Below are 21,960 nucleotides of genomic sequence, written 5' to 3'. Positions count from 1 at the left end.
TGGATCGATCACGGCAGGAGCACATCGGCGATGGCACAGCTCGATCAATCTCAGCAAGGTCCGCTTCCGTTGCACCGGCACGAGTTGCTGCGCACTGCCGATGTCGATGAGATGGCTGAGGAGAGCACTCGGCTGTTCTGCCCGCATCGACTCGAACCCACCGGAGCCGACCGGGTGCTGGACGCGCGGCTGCACAGTGCGCGGCTACGGACGACGTCGTTCAACTACATGCAGTACGGGGCCGAGGTAACGGTCACGCCGGGCGAGCTGGAGTCGTTCTATCTGGTGCACGTTCCGTTGACCGGGGCCGATGTGTTCACCTCGGGGACGGATCGGGTGGAGGTGCACCCGGGTTTGGCGTGTGTTCCGGACCCGCAGAGGCACCTGTCATTGGAACTGGCTGCAAAGAGCACCTACCTGGTGGTCCGGATCGAGCGGACGGCGCTCGAGGCGGAGTTGCGTGACCTGCTTGACGCACCGCTGGACCGGTCGATCCGATTCGATGCGGCGATGGATCTGACCCGTGGCCGCGGTCGGAGTTGGTGGGGCCATGTGCGTCATCTGGCCGAGGACCTGGCCTTCGAGGACAACCTGGTCGAGCAGGCGACGACGACCAGCACGGTCGAGCACGTGGTGACAACGGGACTCCTGACGGCGCAGAGGCACAACTACACCGATGCGCTGACCGGGCGGACCCGGTCACCAGGTCCGCAGCAGGTGCGCCGAGCGGTCGAGCTGATCGAGGACAGGCCGGACGCCGTGTCCTCGATCGCCGAACTCGCCCGCGAGGTGGGAGCCAGCGCGCGGGCGCTGCAGGCGGGGTTCCGTCGTCATCTCGACTCGACGCCGGGGGAGTACCTTCGCTCGGCGCGCCTCAAGCGGGCCCACGCCGATCTGCGGGAGGGTGCGGCGTCGGTGAGCGAGGTGGCCGCCCGTTGGGGGTACAGCAACATCGGCCGGTTCGCAGCCGAGTACCGACATCGGTACGGCGAGCGGCCGGGCGAAACGCTCAAGCATGCGCACGGTCGTCCGTGATCGCGGAGGCTGCCTCGACACGTTGCCGTCGGGGTGTGTCATCGTTCGGGGCGGCGTCCCCATGCTGCGACCGACGCCAGCGCGAAGTCGCGATAGCTCGGGTTGACCATCTGTTCGTGCATGTACCTCAGCTCGGGTTCGGTGACGGCGAACTGCTCGAGCAGATCTCCCCGGAGTTGGTCGGCGCTGCCCAGCCAGAATCGGCCCATCGCCGTGGCGCCGGTCGGGGCCACGAATGCCTCGGTGTCGAGGTCGATCAGGCCGGCGCGTCGAAGTGGGGCGGGGAAGGTGCGTGCCCACGAGGTGTCGGTGCCGATCCTGGCCTCGACCGCGTCGCACATCGCCTCGCTGACCTTCCGGTAGACCGGATGGGGTGAGGAGGCGATCGGGAACCGGTCGAGGTCCTGGATCAGGACCCAGCCCCCGGGCGCGAGCCACCGTACGATTCGGGCCAGTACAGCTTCACGGTCGCGCAGGTGAGACAGCACCCACCGAACATGGATCAGGTCGAACGAGCCGTCGGGGAAGCCGTCGACGGTCACGTCGTGCTCGAGCGTCTCCCAGCCGCGTTCGGCCGCGGGTGGCAGCAGAGCGGTGTCGCGGTCGGTGGCCACTACCCGGCCGTCGGGGCAGCGCCGCGACAGCCAGGCCGCTACCGTCCCGGTCCCGGTGCCGATGTCGAGGCATCGCCAGTTCGGGCGTACCGGTAGCCGCTCCAGCCACCTGAACGTGCTGTCGTCCAGCGCCGCGGCCAGAGCCGCGAGCCGCGCGGCCTCCCCTCGGCGACCGTGCGCGAAGAGCTCTTCACCGTACTGTTCGTCGCGTTCCATCGGCGGTCTCCACGTCGATCCGGTCGGGTGGGGTCTGCTGGTGACAGGTGGCTTCCAGTTCGCCCGACAGGATCACTCCTGCCAGCGCGTCCAGTTCCTGGTCGAGCGGGCGATCAGCGTCGAGGAAGGCGACGTGCTCGCGCACCAGCTTCCAGACCTCCTTGGTGGCCGGGCTGAGCCGGTCGACGCCGCGCAACTCGACGGCCTGGCACAGGGCGTGCAGGACGACAGCGGTCACATGGGCAGTCAGCTCCACGACCGTCCGGGAATCCCTGGCAGCGATGGATCCCATGCTCACCTTGTCCTGGTTGTGTGCCTCGGTCGAACGCGAGAACACGGTGGCGGGCGCCGCCTGCTTCAGGGCTTCGGCCGCGAATGATGAGCACGCGATCTGCATGCCCTTGTAGCCGTGGGCGGTACCTCCCTCGGGCACCAGGTTGGACGGCAGGCCACCACTGAGTTTCTCGTCGACGACCTGGGCCAGTTGGCGGTCCAGCAGGTCGGTGATGCCGGCGACGGCGACCTTGAGGGAGTCCATCGCCTGGGCGATGTGGCCGCCGTAGAAGTTCCCGCCGGAGAACACCTCCCCCGAGGCGGTGTCGAACAGAGGATTGTCGTTGGCCGAGTTGATCTCCCGTTCCACCCAGGGCTCCACCCATGCCAGCGTGTCGTGCAGCACCCCGATCACCTGCGGGGCACAACGCACCGAGTACCGGTCCTGGATCCGGCGCTCCGCCGTCGCCGATCCGATGCGGTCTTCGATCGCCGACACCCCGGTGAGCGCGGAGCCGGCCAGGAACTGGTGGATGTGCGAGGCGCTTCGGACCTGGCCGGGGTGGGGCTTGTGCTCGCCGAGGAACGCCGCGAAATGATGAGCGTTGCCGCCGAGCGCCTGCGAGGCCAGGGCGGTGCACACCTCGGCGGCGAACGCGAGCCGATGGGCGTCGTGGACTGCCAGCGCCGCATAGGCGGTCATGAACGAGGTGCCGTTGACCAGCGCCAAGCCTTCCTTGGCACGCAGCACCAGTGGTTCGAGGCCGCGGGCGTGGAGCGCCTCGGCGGCGGGCACCGTCCGCCCCCGGAGCCGTACCTGTCCCTCGCCGACGAGGGCTGCAGCGAGGTAGCTCGACGGCACCAGATCGCCGCTGGCGCCGACCGATCCGCGCTCGGGCACCTCGGGTAGCAGATCGTGCTCGAGAAGCGCGACCAACAGCTCGGCGACCTCCGGTCGGGCAGCGGACACGCCCCGGGCGAGGCAGTTGGCCCGGATGGCGATCATCGCGCGGACCACCTCGTCGGGACAGCGAGAACCGGCGCCGGTCAGGAGGAACTGGATGAGGCCGTCCTGCAGCGCACTCGCCCGACCGGCGCTGACCCGACGATGCGCGCTGTCACCGAACCCTGTGGTGACGCCGTAGATGACCGCCCCTTCATCGACCAGACGATCCTTCAGGTCGGCGCTCGCCTTCATGCGTCCGGCGGCCTGGGGATCGAGGGTGACGCGGGTGCGGGCGGGGTCACGGGCGAGCCGGGTGAGCGCGGCGACGTCGAGCGTGAAACCGTCGATGAGCACTGTGGGCCTGTCGTCGCGCAACGTTCTACCGCCTCTGCCGAGTCAGAACTGATGGGACTTCGGCGACAGTGCCGATTTATCCTACGATCTTCCGTCCCCGAGCTTCAAGGACGCAGCCCCGGCGGATCGGGGAGCGCGACCTGACAGGTGAGCGATCGGGTAGGGCGGAGTTGGCTGGCGCGATCTGTCCGTAAAGTCTGCGCATTCTGTCTTGTCTCGCCTGCTCCTGCGTCGCGATGCTGGTGCCGCGCCGGTGGGACCGGCGCACGGATCGGCGGATCGGCGGCAGGAGCCGCGATGTGCCCCCCGCCGTCCCGCCCAAGTGCCCGCCTCGTTTCGGAGAGCGGCAGACACGAAGGGAAGCGACCCATGAGAACGCAGAGCGTCACTGTGACCGGAATGCTCGCAGCCAGGGCGCAGGAACGGCCCGAGGGAACTGCGGTCGAGCTCGTCGGTGTGGGAAGACTCCGTTATGCGGCGTGGAACCAGCGTGCCCACGCGGTCGGTCATGGCCTGATCGCCAGGGGCGTCCGGCCCGGCGACCGTGTCGTGGTCCAGGCTTCTGGCGACTGGATCGCGTTCGCGATCGGATATGTCGGGGTGCAGGCGGCCGGGGCGATCGCCGTTCCGGTCCTGGCGTCCGGTGGTGATGAGCACATCTCTCGCGTCTGTGCGGAGGCCGGGGCCGTCGGTGTCATCGCGGATGCTCCCGTGGGCGGGCGCCCGGGATGGTCCGAGGCGGTCCACGAGATCGAGGCCGGCCGGCCGAGCGGCCCGACAGGGGTGGAAATGAGTGGGGCGGACGACGCTGAGATCCTTTTCACTTCCGGGACGACCGGGCGGCCCAAGGGCGTCGTGTCGACGCATGACAATCTCACCCACGCGGTCCGGCAGCGTGGTGACGGAGCGCCGGCGGGTCCGGTGCGAACCGTCCTGCATGCGTTGCCGCCGGCGTCGAACGCGGGGCAGAGCCTCATGGTGCAGACGCTGAGCGCGGCGCCGCATACGATGATCGTGCCCGAGAGGTTCGACGCCGAGGCTTTCCTGGGTATCGCGCAGGAGTTCAGGCCGGACGATGTGGTGTTGGTCCCTGCTCACGCGCTGGCGCTGTTGCGTGTGAAGGCGCGGTTCGACCTGAGCGGCGTGAGGCAGGTGCGGACCACGAGTGCGCCCATCTCGGCTGCGACGCTTGCCCGGCTCGCGGAACTGTTCCCGGACGCGAGCGTCGTCAACATGTACACCTCGACGGAGAGCTGGCCCGCGCGGCTACGGATGCGTTTCGACCCAGATCGGCCGTACTCCCTCGGCAGGGCGCACGGAGGCAGCGAGGTGCGCATCGTCGACGCGGCCGGTGAGCCGGTTCCGGCCGGCGTGTCCGGTTCCGTGCAGCTGCGGGCAGAGGGCGTGCGCCCGCGCCGCTACTGGAACGACACGGGTGCGAGCGCGAGCGTCTTCGGGGCGGGCCAATGGGTGAGTACCGGCGACGTGGGCCGTCTCGACGATGCCGGGTACTTCTACCTGGAGGACCGCAGCGCCGACACAGTGAATGTCGGCGGGCGCAATGTGTCGACCCTTGCCGCGCAGGGCGTGCTCGAGGAGCATCCGGACGTGGAAGAGGCGGCCGCATTCGGCCTGCCGCATCCGACGCTCGGGGAGTACCTGATCGCCGCGGTGATTGGTTCCGACGATCTCGACCCCGACCAGGTTCGCTCCTTCGCCGCTGCGCGGTTGGGGGAGGCCGACGCGCCCAAGCGTGTGATCCGGGTCGAGCAGTTTCCCCGCAACGCGCTGGGCAAGGTCGTCAAGCGTGAACTGATCGATACCGTGTCCGCGCTGCTCGCGCAGGACGGCGGTCACGGCGAGATGGTCGGCGACACGGAACGCGCGGTCGCCGCCATCTGGGCGCGGGTCCTCGACGTGGCCCCCGCCACGATCGGCGCGGAGGCCGAATGGGTATCGCTCGGCGGATCCTCACTCGAGGCGGCCGAGGTCGCGTTGATTGTCGGTGACGAACTCGGGCGCGACGTGCCCGAAAGGGTGCTGAACACCAACCCGACCGTGCGTGCCTACGCCGCGGCGGTGGACGGGGCGCCGCTCGTGAACGACGACGAGCTGCGGTCCATCAGCCGTGTCTCCCGCGGAGTGGCGGGATGAGCCGGCTGCACACCGCCACGCACTATCAACGCTCCCTCTACGACGCGACCGGCGGACGGGCGTCCGGCGTGAACGTCGCAGCGGCGATTCGGATGCGCGGCCACATCGACCCCGAGCGCATCCGCGCCGCGCTGGACGCGTTGACAGCCCGGCACGAGGCCTTGCGCACGACCCTGACTCGGCGGGACGCCGCCGGCGCCGCACAGGCCATCGGCGATACCTCTCCGCTGGAGTTGCGCGAGGTCAGCGTTCCCGAGCCCGACGAGGATCAGCGGGAGGCAACCTGTGCCGCCCTCCTGCAAGCCGAACTGCGGCGGCCGTTCGTGCTGGAGAGCAGCCCTCTTGCCCGGGCAGTGCTGGTGACCCTCGCGGACGACGATCAGGTGTTCGCACTGATTGCGCACCACGCGGTCATGGACGGCTGGTCCGCCGGCGTGATCCGCGACGAGTTCCCGCGCCTGTACGAGTACGGCACGAGCGCGGCGCTCGCGCCTCCCGTGCTCCATCTCGTCGACTACGCGATGTGGGAGGCCGGGCTGGCCGACGACCCCGCCACGCGAGAATATTGGCAGGCGGCCCTGGCCGACGCCAGCCCCCGCCTCGCCTTCCCACCCGGCATGCCGGCCATCGGGGCTGTCGCGCGCACGACGCCGCATCAGCTCCCACTCGAGCACGGTCCGACGCTCGGCGCGTTCCATTCGCTCATGATCGCGGAGCAGGCGAGCCCGACCGCCGTCCTGCTGGCCGCGCTCGCGGCGTCCCTGAGCGATCATGCGACGAACGGGAGGATCACGTTCGGCGTGATGCGGTCGAACCGCCAACAGCGCGATATCCGCGGCACGGTCGGGTTCCTCGCCGGGCACGTCCCGGTCACGGTGGACCTGTCCGGTGATCCTTCGTGCGAGACGCTGGTCGGCCGTACGGCTCACGCCTACGACCGGGCGATATCGCGCCCGGCACCGGTCGGCGTGCTGCGCGCGGCACTGCCCGATACCGGCCCAGGACCGTTGTTCGACGTGTCGCTGAACTACAGCCGGCAGCAGCCCCGCCACCAGACGGACGCGATCGTCGAGAGTGCCGGGGTCACCTTCTCCCCGTTCGACCTCGCCCACGAGGAGCCCACGGACCACCCCTGGTGGGACGGGGCCTCGCTGTTGGACTTCCAGATCAGATCCGATCCTGCCGGGAGACTCTCGGGTGCCCTCGTGGCAGATGCCCACATGTTCGGTGGCGCACGGGCGGCGCGGTTCGGCGAGCGTTTCGCCGCAGCGCTACGCGGGCTCGCCGATCGTCCCACCGATCGCCTCAGCGATCTCGTCACCCCGAAGGAGCCGGCCCTGTGAGCACGGACGCGATCAATGACGCGGATGCCACTGTTGCCGCGGACGCCGGGACCGGTGTGCTACCGGCCACCTATCTCCAGCAGGAGTGGGTCGAGGCGGTCGGTGGAGACGAGTCCAACCACAACATCCCGCACGCCATCGAGATCACGGGGCCTTTGGACCTGCGTGACCTTGCCGCCGTACTGGCGGCACTGGTGGAACGCCACGAGACCATGCGCACGGCGTTCACCCGCACGAAGACCGGGATCGCCCAGCAAGTCGTCGCGCCGTTCCATCCCGAGTGGGGGTTCGAAGACCTCTCGGGCCTGCCGCAGCCGGCGCAGCGTGCCGCGCTGGAACACGTCGCGGTCGACCGTTGCGAGCAGATGATCGACCTGTTCACTCCACCGCTGTGGTCGGCAGTGCTGGTCCGGCTGGGTCCTGACCGCCACGTCTTGCTGACCATCTGGCACCATGTCGTGTTCGACGGATGGTCCAACGCGGTGTTCTTCCGCGACTTCCACCAGGTCTATCGTGCTCGGCTCGACCCCAGCCGCCCTCCTGCACCAGCAGCGAAGATCCAACCCGGCGACTACGCGGCGCACGAGCGTTCCATCGGGCTCGGGAAGCATGCGCAGTTCTGGCGCGGACGGTTCCCGGCGGATCCGCCACGCCTGCCTGTCGAGCCCGGCGCTCCGGACGGCCCGCTGTGGCTGCAGGCCCACCCGCTCCCGCTCATCGGAAGAGATACGGTCGACGCGCTGCTCCGGCTCGCCGCGCAGCATGGCGCGAAACCCGGCAGCGCCATGCGTGCCCTGGTCCTGGCGTCACTGAGGCCCTACCTCGGCGAGGACGTGATGATCGGGAGTGTCACTGCCAACCGGGATGCACCCGAGCTGGCACACATGATCGGCCTGCTGAGCGATCATGTGCCCGTTCGTGTGGACCTGCGTGGTGGCCCGTCGTTCGGCGAGCTCGCGGCGCGCGTCCACGAGGCGACCAGACAGGCCCACGCGCGACGCGTTCCGGTCGGGGTGCTGCGCCGTGAGCTCCCGCCGGCGGTCCAGGGGGACGCTTCGCTGTTCGACATATCGATCAACTACATGCCGCACGCTCCGGGCAAGGTCGCAACGATCACGGCACGGGACGGCAGCCGTCTCAGGATGCGGCCCACGACGCTGCCCACCACCATGCTCCGGCCGAGGATGACGTCGGCGTTCAGCGGCGCCGTGAGTCTCGGATTTCAGCTGCGTCATGCCCACGAGGGTCATGTTTCCGGCGACCTGTGGGCGCATCACCCGGCATTCACCGCCGGGACACTCGACCAGCTGTGCCGAAACCTCTCGCGCACGGCGCAGGCGGTGCTCGCCGGTCCTCAGCGCCGGATCCAGGACCTTGTCGTCCAGCGGGCGGATGGAGGCTGACCATCGCGGCCATGCCGGCTACGTCGCGAGCGCACGCCGCTGCTGGGCCGCCCATGCCTTCGCGGTCGCGGCCACCGGGAGTTCGGGGTCGAGCAGCCAGGCGGTCTCCAGACCGTTGACGAAGGCGATGATCTCGATGGCCTTCAGGTGCGGTTCGACGTCGTCTCGGATCTCGCCCCGATCCTGGGCGGTCGCCAGGACGGCGCGGAGCCGGTCAGCCGTCACGTGGTATCGGCTGGTCAACCGAGGATGAAGGACGCCGTCCTCGCCAAGATTCTCGACGACCAGCACGGTATGCATGCCTACCGCATGCGAATGGTCGGCCCATCGGGTGACGTTGTCCGCGATGACGTCGAGGATGCCCAGACCCACGTCGGCGTCATGCCACAGAACCCCGTCCTCGGCCTCGTCGCGTCGATCCAGGACGGCATTGAGCAGCGCCTCCTTGCTCGGATAGTGATAGAGAAGGCCGCTCTGTGAGACCCCGGCCGCGGCCGCGATCTCGGCCAGATTGGTGCCGCGGGATCCGTTGCGGGCCACGAGCCGAGTGGCGGCATCGACGATCCGCTGTCTGCGGGCCTCGCCTTTCGCGGACAACGTCTTCGTGACGCCATCGGCTCCCTGTGTCACCTGCTGGTCATCCCGCCTCATAACCCGATCCTACGCAGTCGTCTCATTGCGCTGGATGGCTGGTTCGTCGTCCATCTGCGACGAGCGATCGGTCGCGTCCGCCGCCGGGGTCCGCGTCACTTGACAGCTCCTTGCAGGAGCGCCTTCACGAAATGACGCTGAAGGATCAGGAAGACCGCCAGGGAGGGGGCGATGATCAGCAATGAACCGGCGCACAGGAGTGCGATGTTCGTGCCGTGCTCCCCCTGGAAGGCTCCCAAGCCGCCTGCGACCGTACGCATCGTTGGGTCATCGATGAGCACGAGTGGCAGCAGGTACTGGTTCCAGGTCGCCAGGAAGAACAAGATCGTGAGTGCCGACAAGGCAGGGACCGCGAGCGGTAGCTGGATCCGGCGGAAGATCTGCCATGTGCTGGCGCCGTCGAGCTTGGCGGCCTCTGTGAGCGCTGTCTCCGCCTTGAGGAAGCTTGCCCGCATCCAGAACACGCCGAAGGGCATGAGCAGTCCGATGAGCGGCAGGATGACGGCCCAGCGCGAGCCGAGCAGTCCCATGTCGCGAAGGTTGTAGTAGAGCGGCGTGATGAGTGCCTCGAACGGCAGGGTCAGGCCGATGAGCAGGATGGCGTTGATGAGGCGGCCGCCTGGCACGGCAAGTTGCGCCAGGCCGTATCCGGCCGCGGTGGCCATCGCGACGGCAGCAGGAACGACGCCGAGGACGATCAGGACGCTCGACTGGAAGAGCGCGAGAAAGTTCGCTGCGGTCCATGCGTCGACGAAGTTGTGCCATTGTGGATCTGCCGGCCAGGCGAGCCCGGGAGGCGTGCTGTTCTGTGGCGCGAGCGCGGCGGTGAACATGCTGAGCAACGGGATGACCGCGAACATCATGAGCGCCATCAGGATGGCGACGCGAGAGAGGCGATCGACGAGAGTTGACGAGGCGGTGCTCATTCGTGCCTCCCGATTCGTTGAATGGGCCAGATGACGAGCAGCACGAGTGCCGCGAGGAAGACGGCGAGAGCTGAGGCCTGCCCGACCCGCTGTTCCAGGAAGGTGAGCCGGTAGATCTCGACGCCCGGCACCATCGTCTGATAGCCAGGTCCGCCCTGGGTCGCGATCTGGACCACGTCAAAGCTGGCCAGGGCCGCGATCGTCGTGATCGTCGCGCAGACGGCGATCTCTTGCCGGAGCCCAGGGAGCGTGACTGCGAAGAACTCACCGATGCGGCCTGCCCCGTCCAGGCGGGCCGCCTCGTACAGCGATGGGTCGATCTTGCCGATTCCCGACAGCAGCAGGACGGTGCAGAAGCCGAGCGACAGCCAGAAGCCGATGATGCCGACGGCCGGCAACGCGAACGTGAAGTCTCCGAGCCACGCGCGGGTGAAGGACTCCAGGCCGACCGCCCTGAGGGACTGATTGACGAGCCCTTCGGTGGAGAACATCCACGTCCACGCGATGCCGGCCGCCACCGGCGGCAGCACCTGCGGGACGAACAGCACGACCCGAGCCGCGGTGTTGAACGTACCCACCCGGAGCTCTCGGATCAGACTTGCCGCGACAAGCCCCGTGCTGACGGGCAGAACGGTGTAGAAGAGAACAAGGATGAACGCGTGGACGACCGACCCGAACAGCTCGGGCTCGGTGAAGATCGCCTTCCAGTTGTCCAGCCCCGCCGGCGTCGCCTGCCCGATGCCGTCCCAGTCGTAGAACGAGAACTGCACGGACTGGCCCAGTGGATACAGCACGAACACGGCATACATGACCAGCGCCGGTGCCACCCAGACCACGCCGCTCCATCGATCCACTGGACTCCGCCGGCGGGCCGGGCGTGGCAGCGGGAGCGACGTCCGCGAGTCGAGGTCGGGCTTCACCGGATTCGACCGCTTCACCACACGGCCGGTCGATGTCGTGTCTGCATCAAGTGTCATGGTGCCACCCGTGGAAATCTCCGTGGTGGCGTCGGTCGGCTGCGCGCCTGCGCTTGTCGGCGGAGCCGGCCGGGCATTCGGGCGTCGATCATTCGGTGTCATTTTCGTAGTCCTCCTGGAGTGCTGCAGAGAACTCGGACGGCGACGTCTTTCCTGCCACGAGAAGTTGTGTCTGCGGGATCAGGGTGTTCGCGTGCATCGACGCCGTCGAGTTCGACATGAAGTCGACGAGACCATCGCTCTCCAGCAGCGTCTGAAAGGACTCGACGGTCGCCGCGACGAGCGATCCAGGCTCGGCGTCCGGCATGGGCGCGTCTGCGGGCCCGGCGGGCGGGAGCCCGAGTAGATCCAGGGTGCTCTGGCGGGCACCGGCATCCGTCTGGACGAAGTTCAGGAACGCGGCTGCCACATCGGGCTGAGAGGACTTGGCAGGAATGGCCAGGACGCCGGCGGCGGTCATCGCGGTGAAGGGATCACCGGCCTCTTCGGGCGGGAAGAGGAAGAAGCCGATCTCGCCATGACCTGTTTCCTGCAGCGCTGGCGCCTGCCAGTTCCCGCTCGGGAAGAAGACGCCCTCGCCTTCCGCGAACCTGGCGGGCGCTTGCGTCTGATCGATGCTGTTGACGTCCTCCGGCAGATATCCCTCCGCGCCCCACCGCTGGAGCGTCGTGGCGGCCTCGACGAGCGCGGACGTGTCGATGTCCGCGCCGGGCTCGTTGTAGTTCCAGTCCTGGACCACCTGCGTGCTGCCCGCATAGTTCATCTGGAGGTTCTGCAGCGGATACGCCAGTCCTCCGTCCTTGCCGTTGACCATGATCGGCAGGAGTCCCGCGCTCTTCGCCTCCTCCAGGCTCCGCTCGAAGTCACCGAGCGTGGCCGGCGGATCGGTCATCCCGATCTGAGCCGCAAGTTCCTTGTTGTAGTACACGCCCGTCAACCCGAAACCCGGCCCGGCACCGTACAGGTGCCCGGTGCCACGCTGGCGACCGTCATCGGCGACGCGGGTGGAAGCGAACTGCGACTGTGGCCACTCGGTCCACCCGTACGCCTCGGCGTACGGGTCCAGATCGGTCAGGAGATGGTCCTTGACCAGGTTCCCGAAGGACGCGAGCCGGACCAGGTCCGGCACGTCGGTGCCGGAGATCAGGCGGGGCACGTTGGTCGTGAGGTTGTTGAAGTCCTCGCCGGTCACCTCCACGGTGACATGGGGGTGCTCGGCTTGGAACGCGGAGCCGAGTTCCTCGTACAGTGGCACGTCGGGCGTCGACACGAGCACCTCGAGGGTGACCGGCGCGTCACCGATACTCGTGCTCACGGCTGCCGGTGCCTCAGGGGGAGGACCCTGTGTGCCCGGGGCGGCACACGATGCCAACAGGGCGGCAAGGATGGTCGGCAGGGCGATCCGGCGGACAGGTCGCCGACCTCGCCGAGACCGAGCGTTTCTGGTACGCATGACAACTCCTCAAGAATGATGTCTTCGCGACGACGGCCGTGGCCACGTCGCTCCGCGGGTGATCGAGGGCGGTGATCCGTATCGGGCGCCCGACAGGAGCCGCCGGATCACGTGTTGATCGCGGAACTCGCGCGATCCGATTCCCGGTTGGCGAATGCTCGCCGCAATGCCGAGCCGGCTTTGTCAACGGCGTCCGTCGCGTCCGGCATGACGCCGAGCTTCTCGATGAACCCGTGGATCTGACCGGCGTAGTCGTGGATCTCGACAGAAACCTGATCGCTGCGCAACCGACTGGCGTACTCGACGGCTTCTGCGCGAAGGAAGTCGTGCTCGGCGGTGACAACGACCGCTGGAGGGGCGCCGCGCAACGTCTCGGCGTGCAGTGGCGACACGACGGGAGACCGCCGCATCAGTTCGTCCGGGACGTATGCGTCCCACAGGTACGCGATCCGCTCGTACGTGGTCCTGCCGTAGTCGCCCCGACCGGCGAAGTCCGAATACGATTCCACGAAGCGCTGCTTGGCCGTGGTGTCCATGGTGCTGTCCAGGACCGGGTACACCAACAGCTGCAGTGCCAGATCAACCCGGAGGTCCCTGGCCCTGAGCGCGGCCGCCGCCGCGAGATTTCCGCCGGCGCTGTCACCCCCGACCGCAACCCGGGCAAAGTTCTGCCGGGCCCAGCTGATCGCGGCCCACGAGTCGTCGAGCGCCGCCGGAAACGGGTGCTCAGGTGCGAGCCGGTAGTCGATCGAGAGCACCGCACATCCGGCACGATTCGCCAGCGCACGCGCGACGCCTTCGCAAGCGTCCAGGTCGCCCAGCATCCAACCGCCGCCATGCATCCAGACCAGAACGTCCTCTTCGCCGCCCCGCGGCCGGTAGAGCCTCGCGGCGACGCCCCCGGCATCGACCGCCTCCACAGAGGTCACGTGTTCCAGGGGGCCACGACATGCCAGCGCGTGGTCGTGGGCCTGCTTCCGCAGCGCGGTGATGTCGCGACCCCAGTAGTTCACCTGGGGTGCGAGAGACTCGAAGTACCTGCGCACCTGCGCGCTGGGTACAGGGGCAATCGGTGTCGTCATCGAGCTCCTCCTTGAGCTGTTCGGACCTGCGGTGCCATCACGCACCGGGTCGAAGCGACCGCTCCTTCGCGAGCGCTTCGGGTATCGATGTGGATCAGCCGGGCCGGCGCCACGGGTGGCGGTATCACTCAATACCGACTGACTAATCAGTCTGTTTTGATGAACGTACCCCCGTGGTGGATGAGGTGTCCATGAGGTTGCAGAATCGTTACCGATGCGTGAATGGTCTTCACCACTCGAAGGACTTTCTGGCTTGCACCGATGACGTGGCGTCGTGCTCGTAGGCGGCGGTCGGGCCGGTGAGGGCTTCCGCCCGTTGTCTCGAACAGGGCCTGCGCCCTGGGTGCGTCGACCGTGACCCACCGCTGTGGCGAGTGCCCGGCGACCGGCCTAGCCTGACTCGATACCTGACGTGGCGCCCACGAACGCAGGAGGAGGGGAGTCGACGTGACCGAGTTCGCAGGGCCGGAAGGGCCGATTCGCGAGGTGACGCCCGGCATGTCGGTGGTCGACGCCGCCGGCGAGCTGGTGGGGACGGTCGAGCAGGTGCGCATGGCCGACTCCGGCGCGGTGGCCGGGACGGACCCGGCGTCGGAGGCGCCGAGCAACCCGATCGCGTGGGTCGCCGAGGCGTTCAGCACCGACAGCGGCATGAGTCAGGAGGCGCGGGAGCGCCTCGCGCGGCTCGGGTTCGTCCGGGTCGACGGCAAGGGCCTGTTCTCGGGCCACCGATACGTCGAGCCGGGCCAGATCGCCTCGGTCGCAGGAGACGAGGTGCGTCTCTCGGTGGACGCCGACCAGCTGCTCAGGTAGGTCGCTCGGTCGCTCCGGGATGAGCACGTTCGAGCGCTCGGGTCGGAGCGCATCCAGTAGTCGGCCAGGATCCCGGGGTACGTTCGACGATCGTGGAGACGATCGGCCTGTTGTCGGAGCCCGGCGCGTGCGTGGACCTCGTGGTCAACGCCGGCGCGCGCAGCGGCGCGGCCGCGCTCGCGACGGTCCGGGAGGTGCTCGTCGCCGGTGGCGTCCGGGACCTGCGGACGCACGAGGCGACGTCGGGCGGAGAGCTCGCCGCGGCCTTGGAACGCGTCATGGCGGAACCGCCGCGGCTGCTGATCGTGGGTGGTGGTGACGGCACGGTCGGCGCGGCCGCGGCCCGCGTGGCGGGGACGACGACGGTGCTGGGCGTGCTCCCGCTGGGCACCGCCAACGATTTCGCGCGGACGCTGGAGCTCTCGCCGGACCCGGCCGAGGCGGCCCGCGAGCTGCTCGGCGGCAAGGTCGTCGACCTCGACGTCGGACGGGTGAACGGGAGCGCCTACCTGAACGTGGCTTCGTTCGGCCTGTCGGTGGAGGTCACCCGCAGGCTGACACCCCGCCTCAAGCGGTTCCTCGGGCCGGCGGCCTACGCGGTGGCGACGCTGCTCGCGTTCCGGCACCACCGGCCGTTCGCGGCCCGGCTGGAGTTCCCCGACGGCGACCGGGAGCCGCTGGAGCTCGACGAGCTGCTGCAGGTCGCCGTCGGGAGCGGGAGGCACTACGGCGGCGGCAACACCGTGTCGCCGACGGCGTCGCTCGATGACGGGATGCTGGACGTGTACGCGATCGTCAAGGGCAGGCTGCGCGACCACGTGTCGATCGCGCGGCTGCTGCGGGACGGCAGCCTCATCGAGCACGACCGGGTGCGGCACGTCGTGACCCGGGCCGTCGACGTCGTCACGACCGCGCCGATGCCGGTCAACCTGGACGGCGAGCTCGCGGCGACGACCCCTGCGGCGTTCCGGGTCGATCGCAACGCGCTGCACGTGGCGGTGCCGGCGCGCAGCCGGGCGGCCCGGCTCGACGGCCAGGCCTGAGCCGGCGGGGGGCGGTCGGGCTGTACGCCCGGCATGCGGCCGTCCTGCTCTCCGGCATGATGGCGTTCGCCTTCTTCGTCGCCCGACAGCGCGCAGGCGCTGCAGCGTACGGCTCATCGGCGACTGGCTCAGGCTGAACGGCAGCAGATTTCACCCGCCTCGGCACGGACAACTCCCGGCCGTGGCAATAGCCTGGACATGCGCGGCCCGGGCGGTCCCCTGTCCCGGGTCCGCGCTTGTTCCTGCGCGAAAGCGCGGCCGGTTCAGCGCCCCTCGGAGACCGAGGAAGGCGACGGCCGCGGCGCCCTCTGCCGGCAGACCGCCGCCCCGGGATCACCGGCATCCGCAAGCTGACCCAGAGCCGATCACGTCGCGCGACGGCGTGGGCGCCATGCGGGTGAAAGTGGTTTTAGCTGAGGCCAAATTATGGGACAAGTCGGGCGTTCGGGTGCCAAGCTGACTGACCGATGGGGAGCCGGATACAGGACAGCGGAGCGAACATGCGCAGGGAATCATGGTTCCGGGCGTCGGCCCGACGGCGTTGCCGGGCCGGTCAGGCATCGGGTGACCGCATGACCGGGATCGGCAGGGCGACGAGGGCAGCGATCGCCGCTGCGGCAGGCGTCGCGCTGGTCGCGCCCGTGCTGGCCGCGCCCGCGTCGGCCGTCGTCGGGACCACGGACGGGCACGCCTCGTACGCGTTCACCGCACGCCTCGACATCGGGGACGGCCGGCGGGCGTGCAGCGGAGCGTTGGTCGCGGACCGCTGGATCCTCACGGCGGCGAGCTGCTTCGCGGACGACCCGTCCGCCGGACTCGACGTTCCGGCCGGCCGCCCCGAGCTGTCGACGGTCGCGACCGTCGGTCGCGTGGACCTGACGGGCACCGCCGGTCAGGAGCGTCAGGTGATCGAGCTCGTCCCGCACGAGTCGCGGGACCTCGTCATGGCCCGCCTGGACCTGGCGGTTCCCGGCGTCGACCCGGTCGCGATCGCGTCGTCGGCGCCGACGACGGCGGACGCGCTCCGGCTCGCCGGATTCGGGCGGACGGCGACCGAGTGGGCTCCCCTCGCCCTCCACACCGCGCCGTTCGGCGTGGACGCCGTGGCGGATGGTGACGTGACGATCACGGGGAGCGGCGGGGCGTCGGCCTGCGCCGGCGACACCGGCGGGCCACTGCTGCGCGACACCGCCGGCGGCCCGGAGCTGGTCGCGGTGGTCAGCCGGTCGTGGCGGGCGGGCTGCTGGGGCGCCGACCCCGCCGAGACCCGGAACACCGCGATCGGTGTCCGGGCCGACGACGTGAGCGGCTGGATCACCACGACGATCGGGAAGCCGCGAATCGTGGACTTCGACTGCGACGGCGTGCGTGACATCGCGATCGCCGATCCCGAGGCGACCGTCGACGGCGCCGCCCGCGGGGGTGCCGTCCGGATCGTCTACGGGGGTAGCGGCGAGACCGCGCTGATCTCCCAGGCATCGCCGGGCGTCACCGGCGGTTCCGAGCCCAACGACCGGTTCGGGTACAGCATCGCGACCTTCGACGGCAACCAGGACGGATGCACGGACCTCGTGGTCAGCACGCCGTACGAATCCGTGGACGGCGCGCGCGAGACCGGATGGGTCGAGATCGTCCACGGCGCGCGGGACGGCCTGACCCACGGCCCGGCCGACATCACCCATCGGCAGGGGTACGGCGAGGGCTCGCTCGGTGCGTCCGCTCCTGAGGACGGGGACCTGCTCGGCTATTCCCTGGCGGCCGGACACACGAGCGACGGCACGCCGTGGCTCGTCATGGGCGTGCCCGGCGAGGACCTGAGTTCCGTCGCCGACGGCGGAATGATCTTCTACTGCCTGGGCTCGGCGCCGCCGCGGGCGGTCCACCAGGACAAGGACGGCGTCCTGGGTGTCGGCGAGGCCGGTGACAGGTTCGGCGAGACCGTCACGGGCGACGGTCGCTTCTTCGTCGCCGGTACGCCACACGAGGCCGTCGGCAGCGACGACGCCTCGGGGATCGTGCACCTGTTCCGGCACGAGCTCCGCAGCGACGGACTCCCCGTGCCGATCACGCAGATCCACCAGGACACAGGCGGCGTCAGCGGTGTCTCGGAGCCCGGCGACGAGTTCGGCGGGGCGCTCGACATGACGGAATACCGGCCGTCGGGTGCGGCGTCGCCGGTCGATTCCCTGCTCGCCATCGGTTCGCCCGGTGAGGCGATCACCTACAACAGCACCGGTCGTGACGACGCCGGCCGGGCCGTGGTGCTGCACCTGCGGTCGAGCGGTGGCTGGACCCAGGTCGGCGGCATCAACCAGGCCACCGAAGGCGTGTCCAGCAGCCCGGAGTCGTTCGACCACTTCGGGGCGTCGGTGGCGATCGCGAGCACGGATCCCGCCGACGCGTCGGGAGACACAATGGTGCTCACCGTCGGCGCGCCGGACGAGGACCTGAACGGCCACGACGACGCCGGTGACGTCCACGTCTTCCCTGGCCTCGACTCCTTCCAGGGACCGGTCACGGACGAGTTCCAGCTCGTGCCGGGGCAAGGCGGCCTCCCCGGCAGCGACGGGGCAGGCCAGCGGCTCGGGCAGGCCCTGACGGCCACCGACGAGCACCTCTACGTCGGCATGCCCGACGGCCCGTCCGCCTCCGGGGCCGTCCACGCCATCCCGTGGAGCAACGTAACGGGAGGCACCGCCGGGGCCGTGACCACCTTCCAGCCGGGCGCCGGAGGTATCCCCGCGGGCGGCGTCGCGTTCGGTTCCTCGATCCAGTGATCCGAGTCATGCCACGCACCACTCACCAGAAGCCAGGAGTGACCATGAGAATTCTGTCCCGGGCCGGGATCGCCGCGGGTATCGCCGTCGCCGCGACCGCCACGTTCCTCGGCGCGCCCACGATGGCGGACGCCGTGCGGGGAGAGGCCGCCGCCGACGACCTGCCCCCGTTCGCGGTGGAGACCTTCGACTACCCGCGGTCCGACGAGATCCTCGCGGAGCACGGCATCCTGCTGGAGCGGGGCGACGGCCACATCGTCGCCGACCTCGAGTGCGCGACGCAGCCTGACGAGGACGGCGTGGGCGCGATGAAGGTCAGGTACACGGTGGAGTCGGGCGGGGCTCGCACGCTGTGCCTGGTGGTCCACGGCGATTCGGGCCGTATCGACCTGCGCGTGCCGAACGTGTACTCGATCCGCGGCGACGGGTACGAGACGGGGACGGGCCACGACTTCACGGCCGTCGTCGACACGCCGTCGGGCGACCCGGTGGAGATCGAAGGGGAGGGCGACACGTACACGCCTGTCGGCATCGGGGCCGACCCGGACTCCGAGCCGACGGTTCTGCTGCAGATCACGGTCTGACGCTCGATATCGACCATGGCCCGACCATTGATGGAGGCTGAGATGTTGCGACGGTTGGTTGCCGCGCTGGCGGGTGCGGCAGCGATCATGGCCGGGTTGGCGGCTCCCGCGACGGCGGTGACCGGGGGCGACCCGGCCGCGTCCGGGAGCGCGCCCTACCTGGTGAAGGTCCGAACAAGCGGTGATCGCTCCTGCTCCGGCGCCCTCGTGCGGCCGCAGTGGGTGCTGACGGCAGCCTCCTGCGTCGCCGGCGACGACGGCTCGCTCACGACCGGGAGGCCGCCGGCGGCCGTGAAGGCGGTCGTGGGCGGCGCGCACGCCGGCGCTCCGGCGCGCACCCTCGAGGCCGACCGGGTGGTGCCGCACCCTGACCGTGACGTGGCGCTGCTCCGTCTCGTCCTGCCCGCCGAGGGGATCGCGCGTGCCACGATCCCGTCGACGGCCCCTGTCGTCGGCGCCGCGTCGGTCATGGCGGGATTCGGCCGGACGGCCGACACCTGGGTGCCCGACGCCGCTCAGCGCGCCACGGGAGTCGTCGATGAGGTGAGCGCGGACACGTTCGCCTGGTCGGACGCCGACGGAGCGGCGGGCGCCTGCCTCGGCGACGCCGGTGCGCCCGTGGTGGGCACCGGTGGGGCGGTGCTGCTCGGGCTCGCCGTCGGCTCCGACGGGTCACGGTGCCTCGCTCACGAGGACGAGCCCGCGGCTCGGACGACCGTGGTGCGGGTGGACGGGCTCGGCGACTGGGTGGAGCGGAACGCACCGGCCCTGAGCTCGCAGTTCGGCTGGGAGTACCGCAGTACGACGGCGGGCATCGGCGGATACGACCTCGCGTCGTCGCGGGACAGGGTGATCGCCTTCGACTACGAGAGCAGCGGGCGGACGGACCACCTCCTGATGTACCGGCCCGGCTCGAAGCTCCTGCAGGTCGTGCGCCGCAACGCGGACGGGACGTACACGAGGGTGTTCCGGAGCACGAGCGGTCTGGGCGACTGGGTGCTGGACAACGTGGCGGACAGGATCGTCGCGCTCGACATGGAGGGTGACGGCACGCTGGACGATCTGCTGGTGTACCGCCCGGGCGTGGGGTCCGAGGACGTGCGGAACGTGGCGGTGTACAGCCGGGACGGGTCGGGTCAGTTCGTCAAGGAGTACGAGAGTGCTTGGGGGACGGTGCGCTGGGGAGAGGATCCCCAGTTGGTCCCGGTGGACTTCGACGGTGACGGACGGCTCGACGAGGTGATGCAGTACGAGGCGGGCGCCGGCGGCAGGGCGGCCGTGGTCGCGGCGCCGTCGTTCGGCTACGTGATGCGGCACACCACCTCGCTGGGAGGCTGGACGTTCGGCGCCGGTGACCGGGTGGTCCCGTTCGACCGGGACCACGACGGGAAGCCGAACGACCTGTTCGTGTACCGGCCGGGAACGGCGAAGAAGTACGCGGTCCTCCGCCGGAGCGGGAGCGGCTACGCCACGGCGGACACCGCCACGTGGTCGTCGCTGGCGAGCACCGCCGACCGGGTGGTCGCCATGGACTACGACCACGACGGCCTGGACGACGATCTCGTGGCCTACCGCCCGGTGAACGGCGGCATCGGGATGGTTAGCGTCATCACCTGGGACGCGGCGACCGACAGCTACGAGCCGCTCTCCGGCCCGCGCGCCGGCGGGCTCGGCGGATTCGACCTGACGAGGGCCGCCGACCGGCTGGTTCCGTTCGAGGGGCCGGGCACCGGCTCGCGGACCCTGGTGCTCGGGTACCGGCCCGGGGCGAGGAGCGCGTGGGCGATCAAGCGGCTCGACCGTGGCGAGAGTCAGTACGAGTTCGCGCACACGAGCCACGCGGGCATCGCCGGGTTCGACCTGTCGAGCACGAAGGACAGGGCGATCGCGTACGACTTCGACCACAGCGGCCGGGCGGACCACCTGCTCCTGTACCGGCCCGGCGGTCGGCTCGTGGTGATCGCCGAGCGCCACGCGGACGGTACGCACACGGAGGTGTTCCGCGGCTCGGGCATCGGCGACTGGCCGCTCGCCAGCGCGGCCGACAGGATCGTCGCGCTCGACTTCGAGAGCGACGGCAAGCTGGACGACCTCCTCGTGTACCGGCCGGGCGTGGGATCCGCCACCGTACGCAACGTCGCGGTGTACGGCCGGGACGCGTCGGGCCGGTTCGTCAAGAAGTACCAGAACGCCTGGGGCCTCGTGCGGGGCGGCGACGATCCGCAGCTCGTGCCGGTGGACTTCGACGGCGACGGCAAGCTCGACGAGGTCATGCAGTACGACCCGAGCGCGGGCGGCACGGCCGCCGTGGTGTCCGCCCCGGCCTTCGGTTACGTGATGCAGCACACCACCTCGCTGGGCGGCTGGGCGTTCGCCGCCGGTGACCGCGTGACGCCGTTCGACGGCGACCACGACGGGAAGCCGAACGACCTGCTCGTCTACCGGCCCGGCACGGCCAAGAGATACGCGGTCGTCAGCCGGGACAACTCCTCGGCCTACGCCAAGCAGACCGAGGGCACCTGGTCCGCCCTGGGCAGCACGACCAGCCGCGTGATCGCGACCGCCTATGACGACGACGGAAGGCTCGACGACCTGCTCGCCTACGCGCCGGGCGCGACCACGACGGCGATCCGGACGGCCACCGCGAGCGGGTTCACCACGGTCCGCCCCGACCGGTCCGGCGGTCTCGGCGGTTTCACCATCGCCTCCACGCGGGATCGCCTGGTCGGTGTGGAGGCCGCGGACGGCGGCATGGCCCACGTGTTCGGATACCGCCCGAGCCAGAAGGTCGCCGTGGTCCTGGACCGCACCCGGACGCCGGACACGCCGGTCACGGTCTCACGGCCGCCAGGGGACACATCGCTCATCGAGCGATTCGCCTACCCGGACGCGGAGCGCATCGGGGCGCAGCTCGGCATCGAGCTCATCTCGGGCGACGGGAACATCGTCGTCGACGTCGAGTGCGCGACGCAGCCCGATGAGGACGGCGTGGGTGCGATGAGGGTCCGGTACACCGTCGAGTCCGGTGGCGCTCGCACGCTCTGCCTTGTGGTTCGTGGTGACTCGGGTCGTATCGACCTGCGCGTGCCGAACGTGTACTCGATCCGCGGCGACGGGTACGAGACGGGGACTGGTCACGACTACACGGCGGTGGTCGACACGCCGTCTGGCGAGCCGGTGGAGATCACCGGGGACGCCGACTCGTACACGCCGGTCGGTATCGGCGCCGATCCGGACTCCGAGCGGACCGTGCTGCTGCAGATCACCGTCTGACACGCGCTGCCCGCGGTACACCAGTGCAGCGCCGGGGCGGGTG

General features: G+C 69.8%; 16 protein-coding genes. 9 read left to right on the top strand and 7 right to left on the bottom strand.

The genetic code is table 11. The features are described 5' to 3' along the window. The first annotated feature begins 30 nt into the window (after positions 1–30). Positions 31–1,035: an AraC family transcriptional regulator gene (locus IIE03_RS21735; protein WP_192864855.1), complete on the top strand. Its 1,005-nt coding sequence runs from the start codon at positions 31–33 to the stop codon at positions 1,033–1,035. Between the two features lie 38 nt (positions 1,036–1,073). Here the strand turns inward: IIE03_RS21735 and IIE03_RS21730 are convergent, their stop codons facing one another. Both IIE03_RS21730 and IIE03_RS21725 read right to left on the bottom strand, forming a co-directional pair. Further along, positions 1,074–1,865, bottom strand: coding sequence for a class I SAM-dependent methyltransferase (locus IIE03_RS21730; RefSeq protein ID WP_192864854.1), 792 nt, complete (start codon positions 1,863–1,865; stop codon positions 1,074–1,076). Then, on the bottom strand, positions 1,840–3,438 hold the full coding sequence (locus IIE03_RS21725; protein WP_318843133.1) for an HAL/PAL/TAL family ammonia-lyase: 1,599 nt from the start codon (positions 3,436–3,438) through the stop codon (positions 1,840–1,842). The genes IIE03_RS21730 and IIE03_RS21725 overlap by 26 nt, the downstream gene beginning before the upstream one ends. A 369-nt stretch (positions 3,439–3,807) precedes the next feature. Here IIE03_RS21725 and IIE03_RS21720 point away from each other — a divergent pair, with 369 nt between their 5' ends. Genes IIE03_RS21720 through IIE03_RS21710 form a run of 3 tightly spaced genes read left to right on the top strand, consistent with a single transcriptional unit; the run spans position 3,808 to position 8,338 of the window. After that, the gene (locus IIE03_RS21720) at positions 3,808–5,592 is read left to right on the top strand and encodes an AMP-binding protein (RefSeq protein WP_192864852.1); all 1,785 of its coding nucleotides are present in this window, start codon (positions 3,808–3,810) and stop codon (positions 5,590–5,592) included. After that, a complete protein-coding gene (locus IIE03_RS21715; RefSeq protein ID WP_192864851.1) occupies positions 5,589–6,935 on the top strand; it encodes a condensation domain-containing protein in 1,347 nt (448 codons plus the stop codon). The genes IIE03_RS21720 and IIE03_RS21715 overlap by 4 nt, the downstream gene beginning before the upstream one ends. After that, positions 6,932–8,338, top strand: coding sequence for a condensation domain-containing protein (locus tag IIE03_RS21710; protein WP_192864850.1), 1,407 nt, complete (start codon positions 6,932–6,934; stop codon positions 8,336–8,338). Before IIE03_RS21715 ends, IIE03_RS21710 begins: the two co-directional genes overlap by 4 nt. 18 nt (positions 8,339–8,356) lie before the next feature. Here the strand turns inward: IIE03_RS21710 and IIE03_RS21705 are convergent, their stop codons facing one another. From IIE03_RS21705 to IIE03_RS21685, 5 genes are all read right to left on the bottom strand, one after another. Continuing rightward, positions 8,357–8,989 carry a TetR/AcrR family transcriptional regulator gene (locus IIE03_RS21705; protein WP_192864849.1) on the bottom strand — a complete coding sequence of 211 codons (633 nt, stop codon included), beginning with the start codon at positions 8,987–8,989 and terminating at the stop codon, positions 8,357–8,359. Positions 8,990–9,084: 95 nt separating this feature from the next. Beyond that, positions 9,085–9,915 carry a carbohydrate ABC transporter permease gene (locus IIE03_RS21700; protein WP_192864848.1) on the bottom strand — a complete coding sequence of 277 codons (831 nt, stop codon included), beginning with the start codon at positions 9,913–9,915 and terminating at the stop codon, positions 9,085–9,087. Beyond that, complete coding sequence (locus IIE03_RS21695) at positions 9,912–10,751, bottom strand: carbohydrate ABC transporter permease (RefSeq protein ID WP_318843116.1); 840 nt, start codon at positions 10,749–10,751, stop codon at positions 9,912–9,914. The genes IIE03_RS21700 and IIE03_RS21695 overlap by 4 nt, the downstream gene beginning before the upstream one ends. A 229-nt stretch (positions 10,752–10,980) precedes the next feature. Continuing rightward, positions 10,981–12,207, bottom strand: a complete 1,227-nt coding sequence (locus IIE03_RS21690) for an ABC transporter substrate-binding protein (RefSeq protein WP_192864846.1) — start codon at positions 12,205–12,207, stop codon at positions 10,981–10,983. Between the two features lie 245 nt (positions 12,208–12,452). Further along, the gene (locus IIE03_RS21685; protein WP_192864845.1) at positions 12,453–13,427 is read right to left on the bottom strand and encodes an alpha/beta hydrolase; all 975 of its coding nucleotides are present in this window, start codon (positions 13,425–13,427) and stop codon (positions 12,453–12,455) included. Between the two features lie 447 nt (positions 13,428–13,874). On the opposite strand from IIE03_RS21685, the gene IIE03_RS21680 reads away from it, so the two are divergent. The 5 genes from IIE03_RS21680 (at position 13,875) to IIE03_RS21660 (ending at position 21,917) form a co-directional block, all read left to right on the top strand. Further along, positions 13,875–14,240, top strand: coding sequence for a DUF2171 domain-containing protein (locus IIE03_RS21680; RefSeq protein ID WP_192864844.1), 366 nt, complete (start codon positions 13,875–13,877; stop codon positions 14,238–14,240). Between the two features lie 92 nt (positions 14,241–14,332). Next, a complete protein-coding gene (locus IIE03_RS21675) occupies positions 14,333–15,283 on the top strand; it encodes a lipid kinase (RefSeq protein ID WP_318843115.1) in 951 nt (316 codons plus the stop codon). 572 nt (positions 15,284–15,855) lie between these two features. Further along, entirely contained in the window at positions 15,856–18,060 is a 2,205-nt protein-coding gene (locus IIE03_RS21670; RefSeq protein ID WP_192864843.1) for a trypsin-like serine protease, read from the top strand. Positions 18,061–18,104: 44 nt separating this feature from the next. Continuing rightward, on the top strand, positions 18,105–18,644 hold the full coding sequence (locus tag IIE03_RS21665; RefSeq protein ID WP_192864842.1) for a hypothetical protein: 540 nt from the start codon (positions 18,105–18,107) through the stop codon (positions 18,642–18,644). Positions 18,645–18,686: 42 nt separating this feature from the next. After that, positions 18,687–21,917: a S1 family peptidase gene (locus IIE03_RS21660; protein ID WP_192864841.1), complete on the top strand. Its 3,231-nt coding sequence runs from the start codon at positions 18,687–18,689 to the stop codon at positions 21,915–21,917. Positions 21,918–21,960 lie beyond the last annotated feature (43 nt).

Origin of the sequence: Myceligenerans pegani, from assembly GCF_014892515.1 — a bacterium.
Lineage (GTDB): Bacteria > Actinomycetota > Actinomycetes > Actinomycetales > Cellulomonadaceae > Myceligenerans > Myceligenerans pegani.
Note: the sequence above shows the minus strand (reverse complement) of the source record. Positions and strands in the feature narration are given on the sequence as shown.

What these genes read in the sequence shown, in the direction of transcription:
- IIE03_RS21715 (WP_192864851.1), top strand. Translation starts at nt 5,589, where the DNA reads ATGAGCCGGCTGCACACCGCCACGCACTATCAACGCTCCCTCTACGAC.
- IIE03_RS21705 (WP_192864849.1), bottom strand. Translation starts at nt 8,989, where the DNA reads ATGAGGCGGGATGACCAGCAGGTGACACAGGGAGCCGATGGCGTCACG.
- IIE03_RS21720 (WP_192864852.1), top strand. Translation starts at nt 3,808, where the DNA reads ATGAGAACGCAGAGCGTCACTGTGACCGGAATGCTCGCAGCCAGGGCG.
- IIE03_RS21665 (WP_192864842.1), top strand. Translation starts at nt 18,105, where the DNA reads ATGAGAATTCTGTCCCGGGCCGGGATCGCCGCGGGTATCGCCGTCGCC.
- IIE03_RS21735 (WP_192864855.1), top strand. Translation starts at nt 31, where the DNA reads ATGGCACAGCTCGATCAATCTCAGCAAGGTCCGCTTCCGTTGCACCGG.
- IIE03_RS21660 (WP_192864841.1), top strand. Translation starts at nt 18,687, where the DNA reads ATGTTGCGACGGTTGGTTGCCGCGCTGGCGGGTGCGGCAGCGATCATG.
- IIE03_RS21670 (WP_192864843.1), top strand. Translation starts at nt 15,856, where the DNA reads ATGACCGGGATCGGCAGGGCGACGAGGGCAGCGATCGCCGCTGCGGCA.
- IIE03_RS21685 (WP_192864845.1), bottom strand. Translation starts at nt 13,427, where the DNA reads ATGACGACACCGATTGCCCCTGTACCCAGCGCGCAGGTGCGCAGGTAC.
- IIE03_RS21700 (WP_192864848.1), bottom strand. Translation starts at nt 9,915, where the DNA reads ATGAGCACCGCCTCGTCAACTCTCGTCGATCGCCTCTCTCGCGTCGCC.
- IIE03_RS21730 (WP_192864854.1), bottom strand. Translation starts at nt 1,865, where the DNA reads ATGGAACGCGACGAACAGTACGGTGAAGAGCTCTTCGCGCACGGTCGC.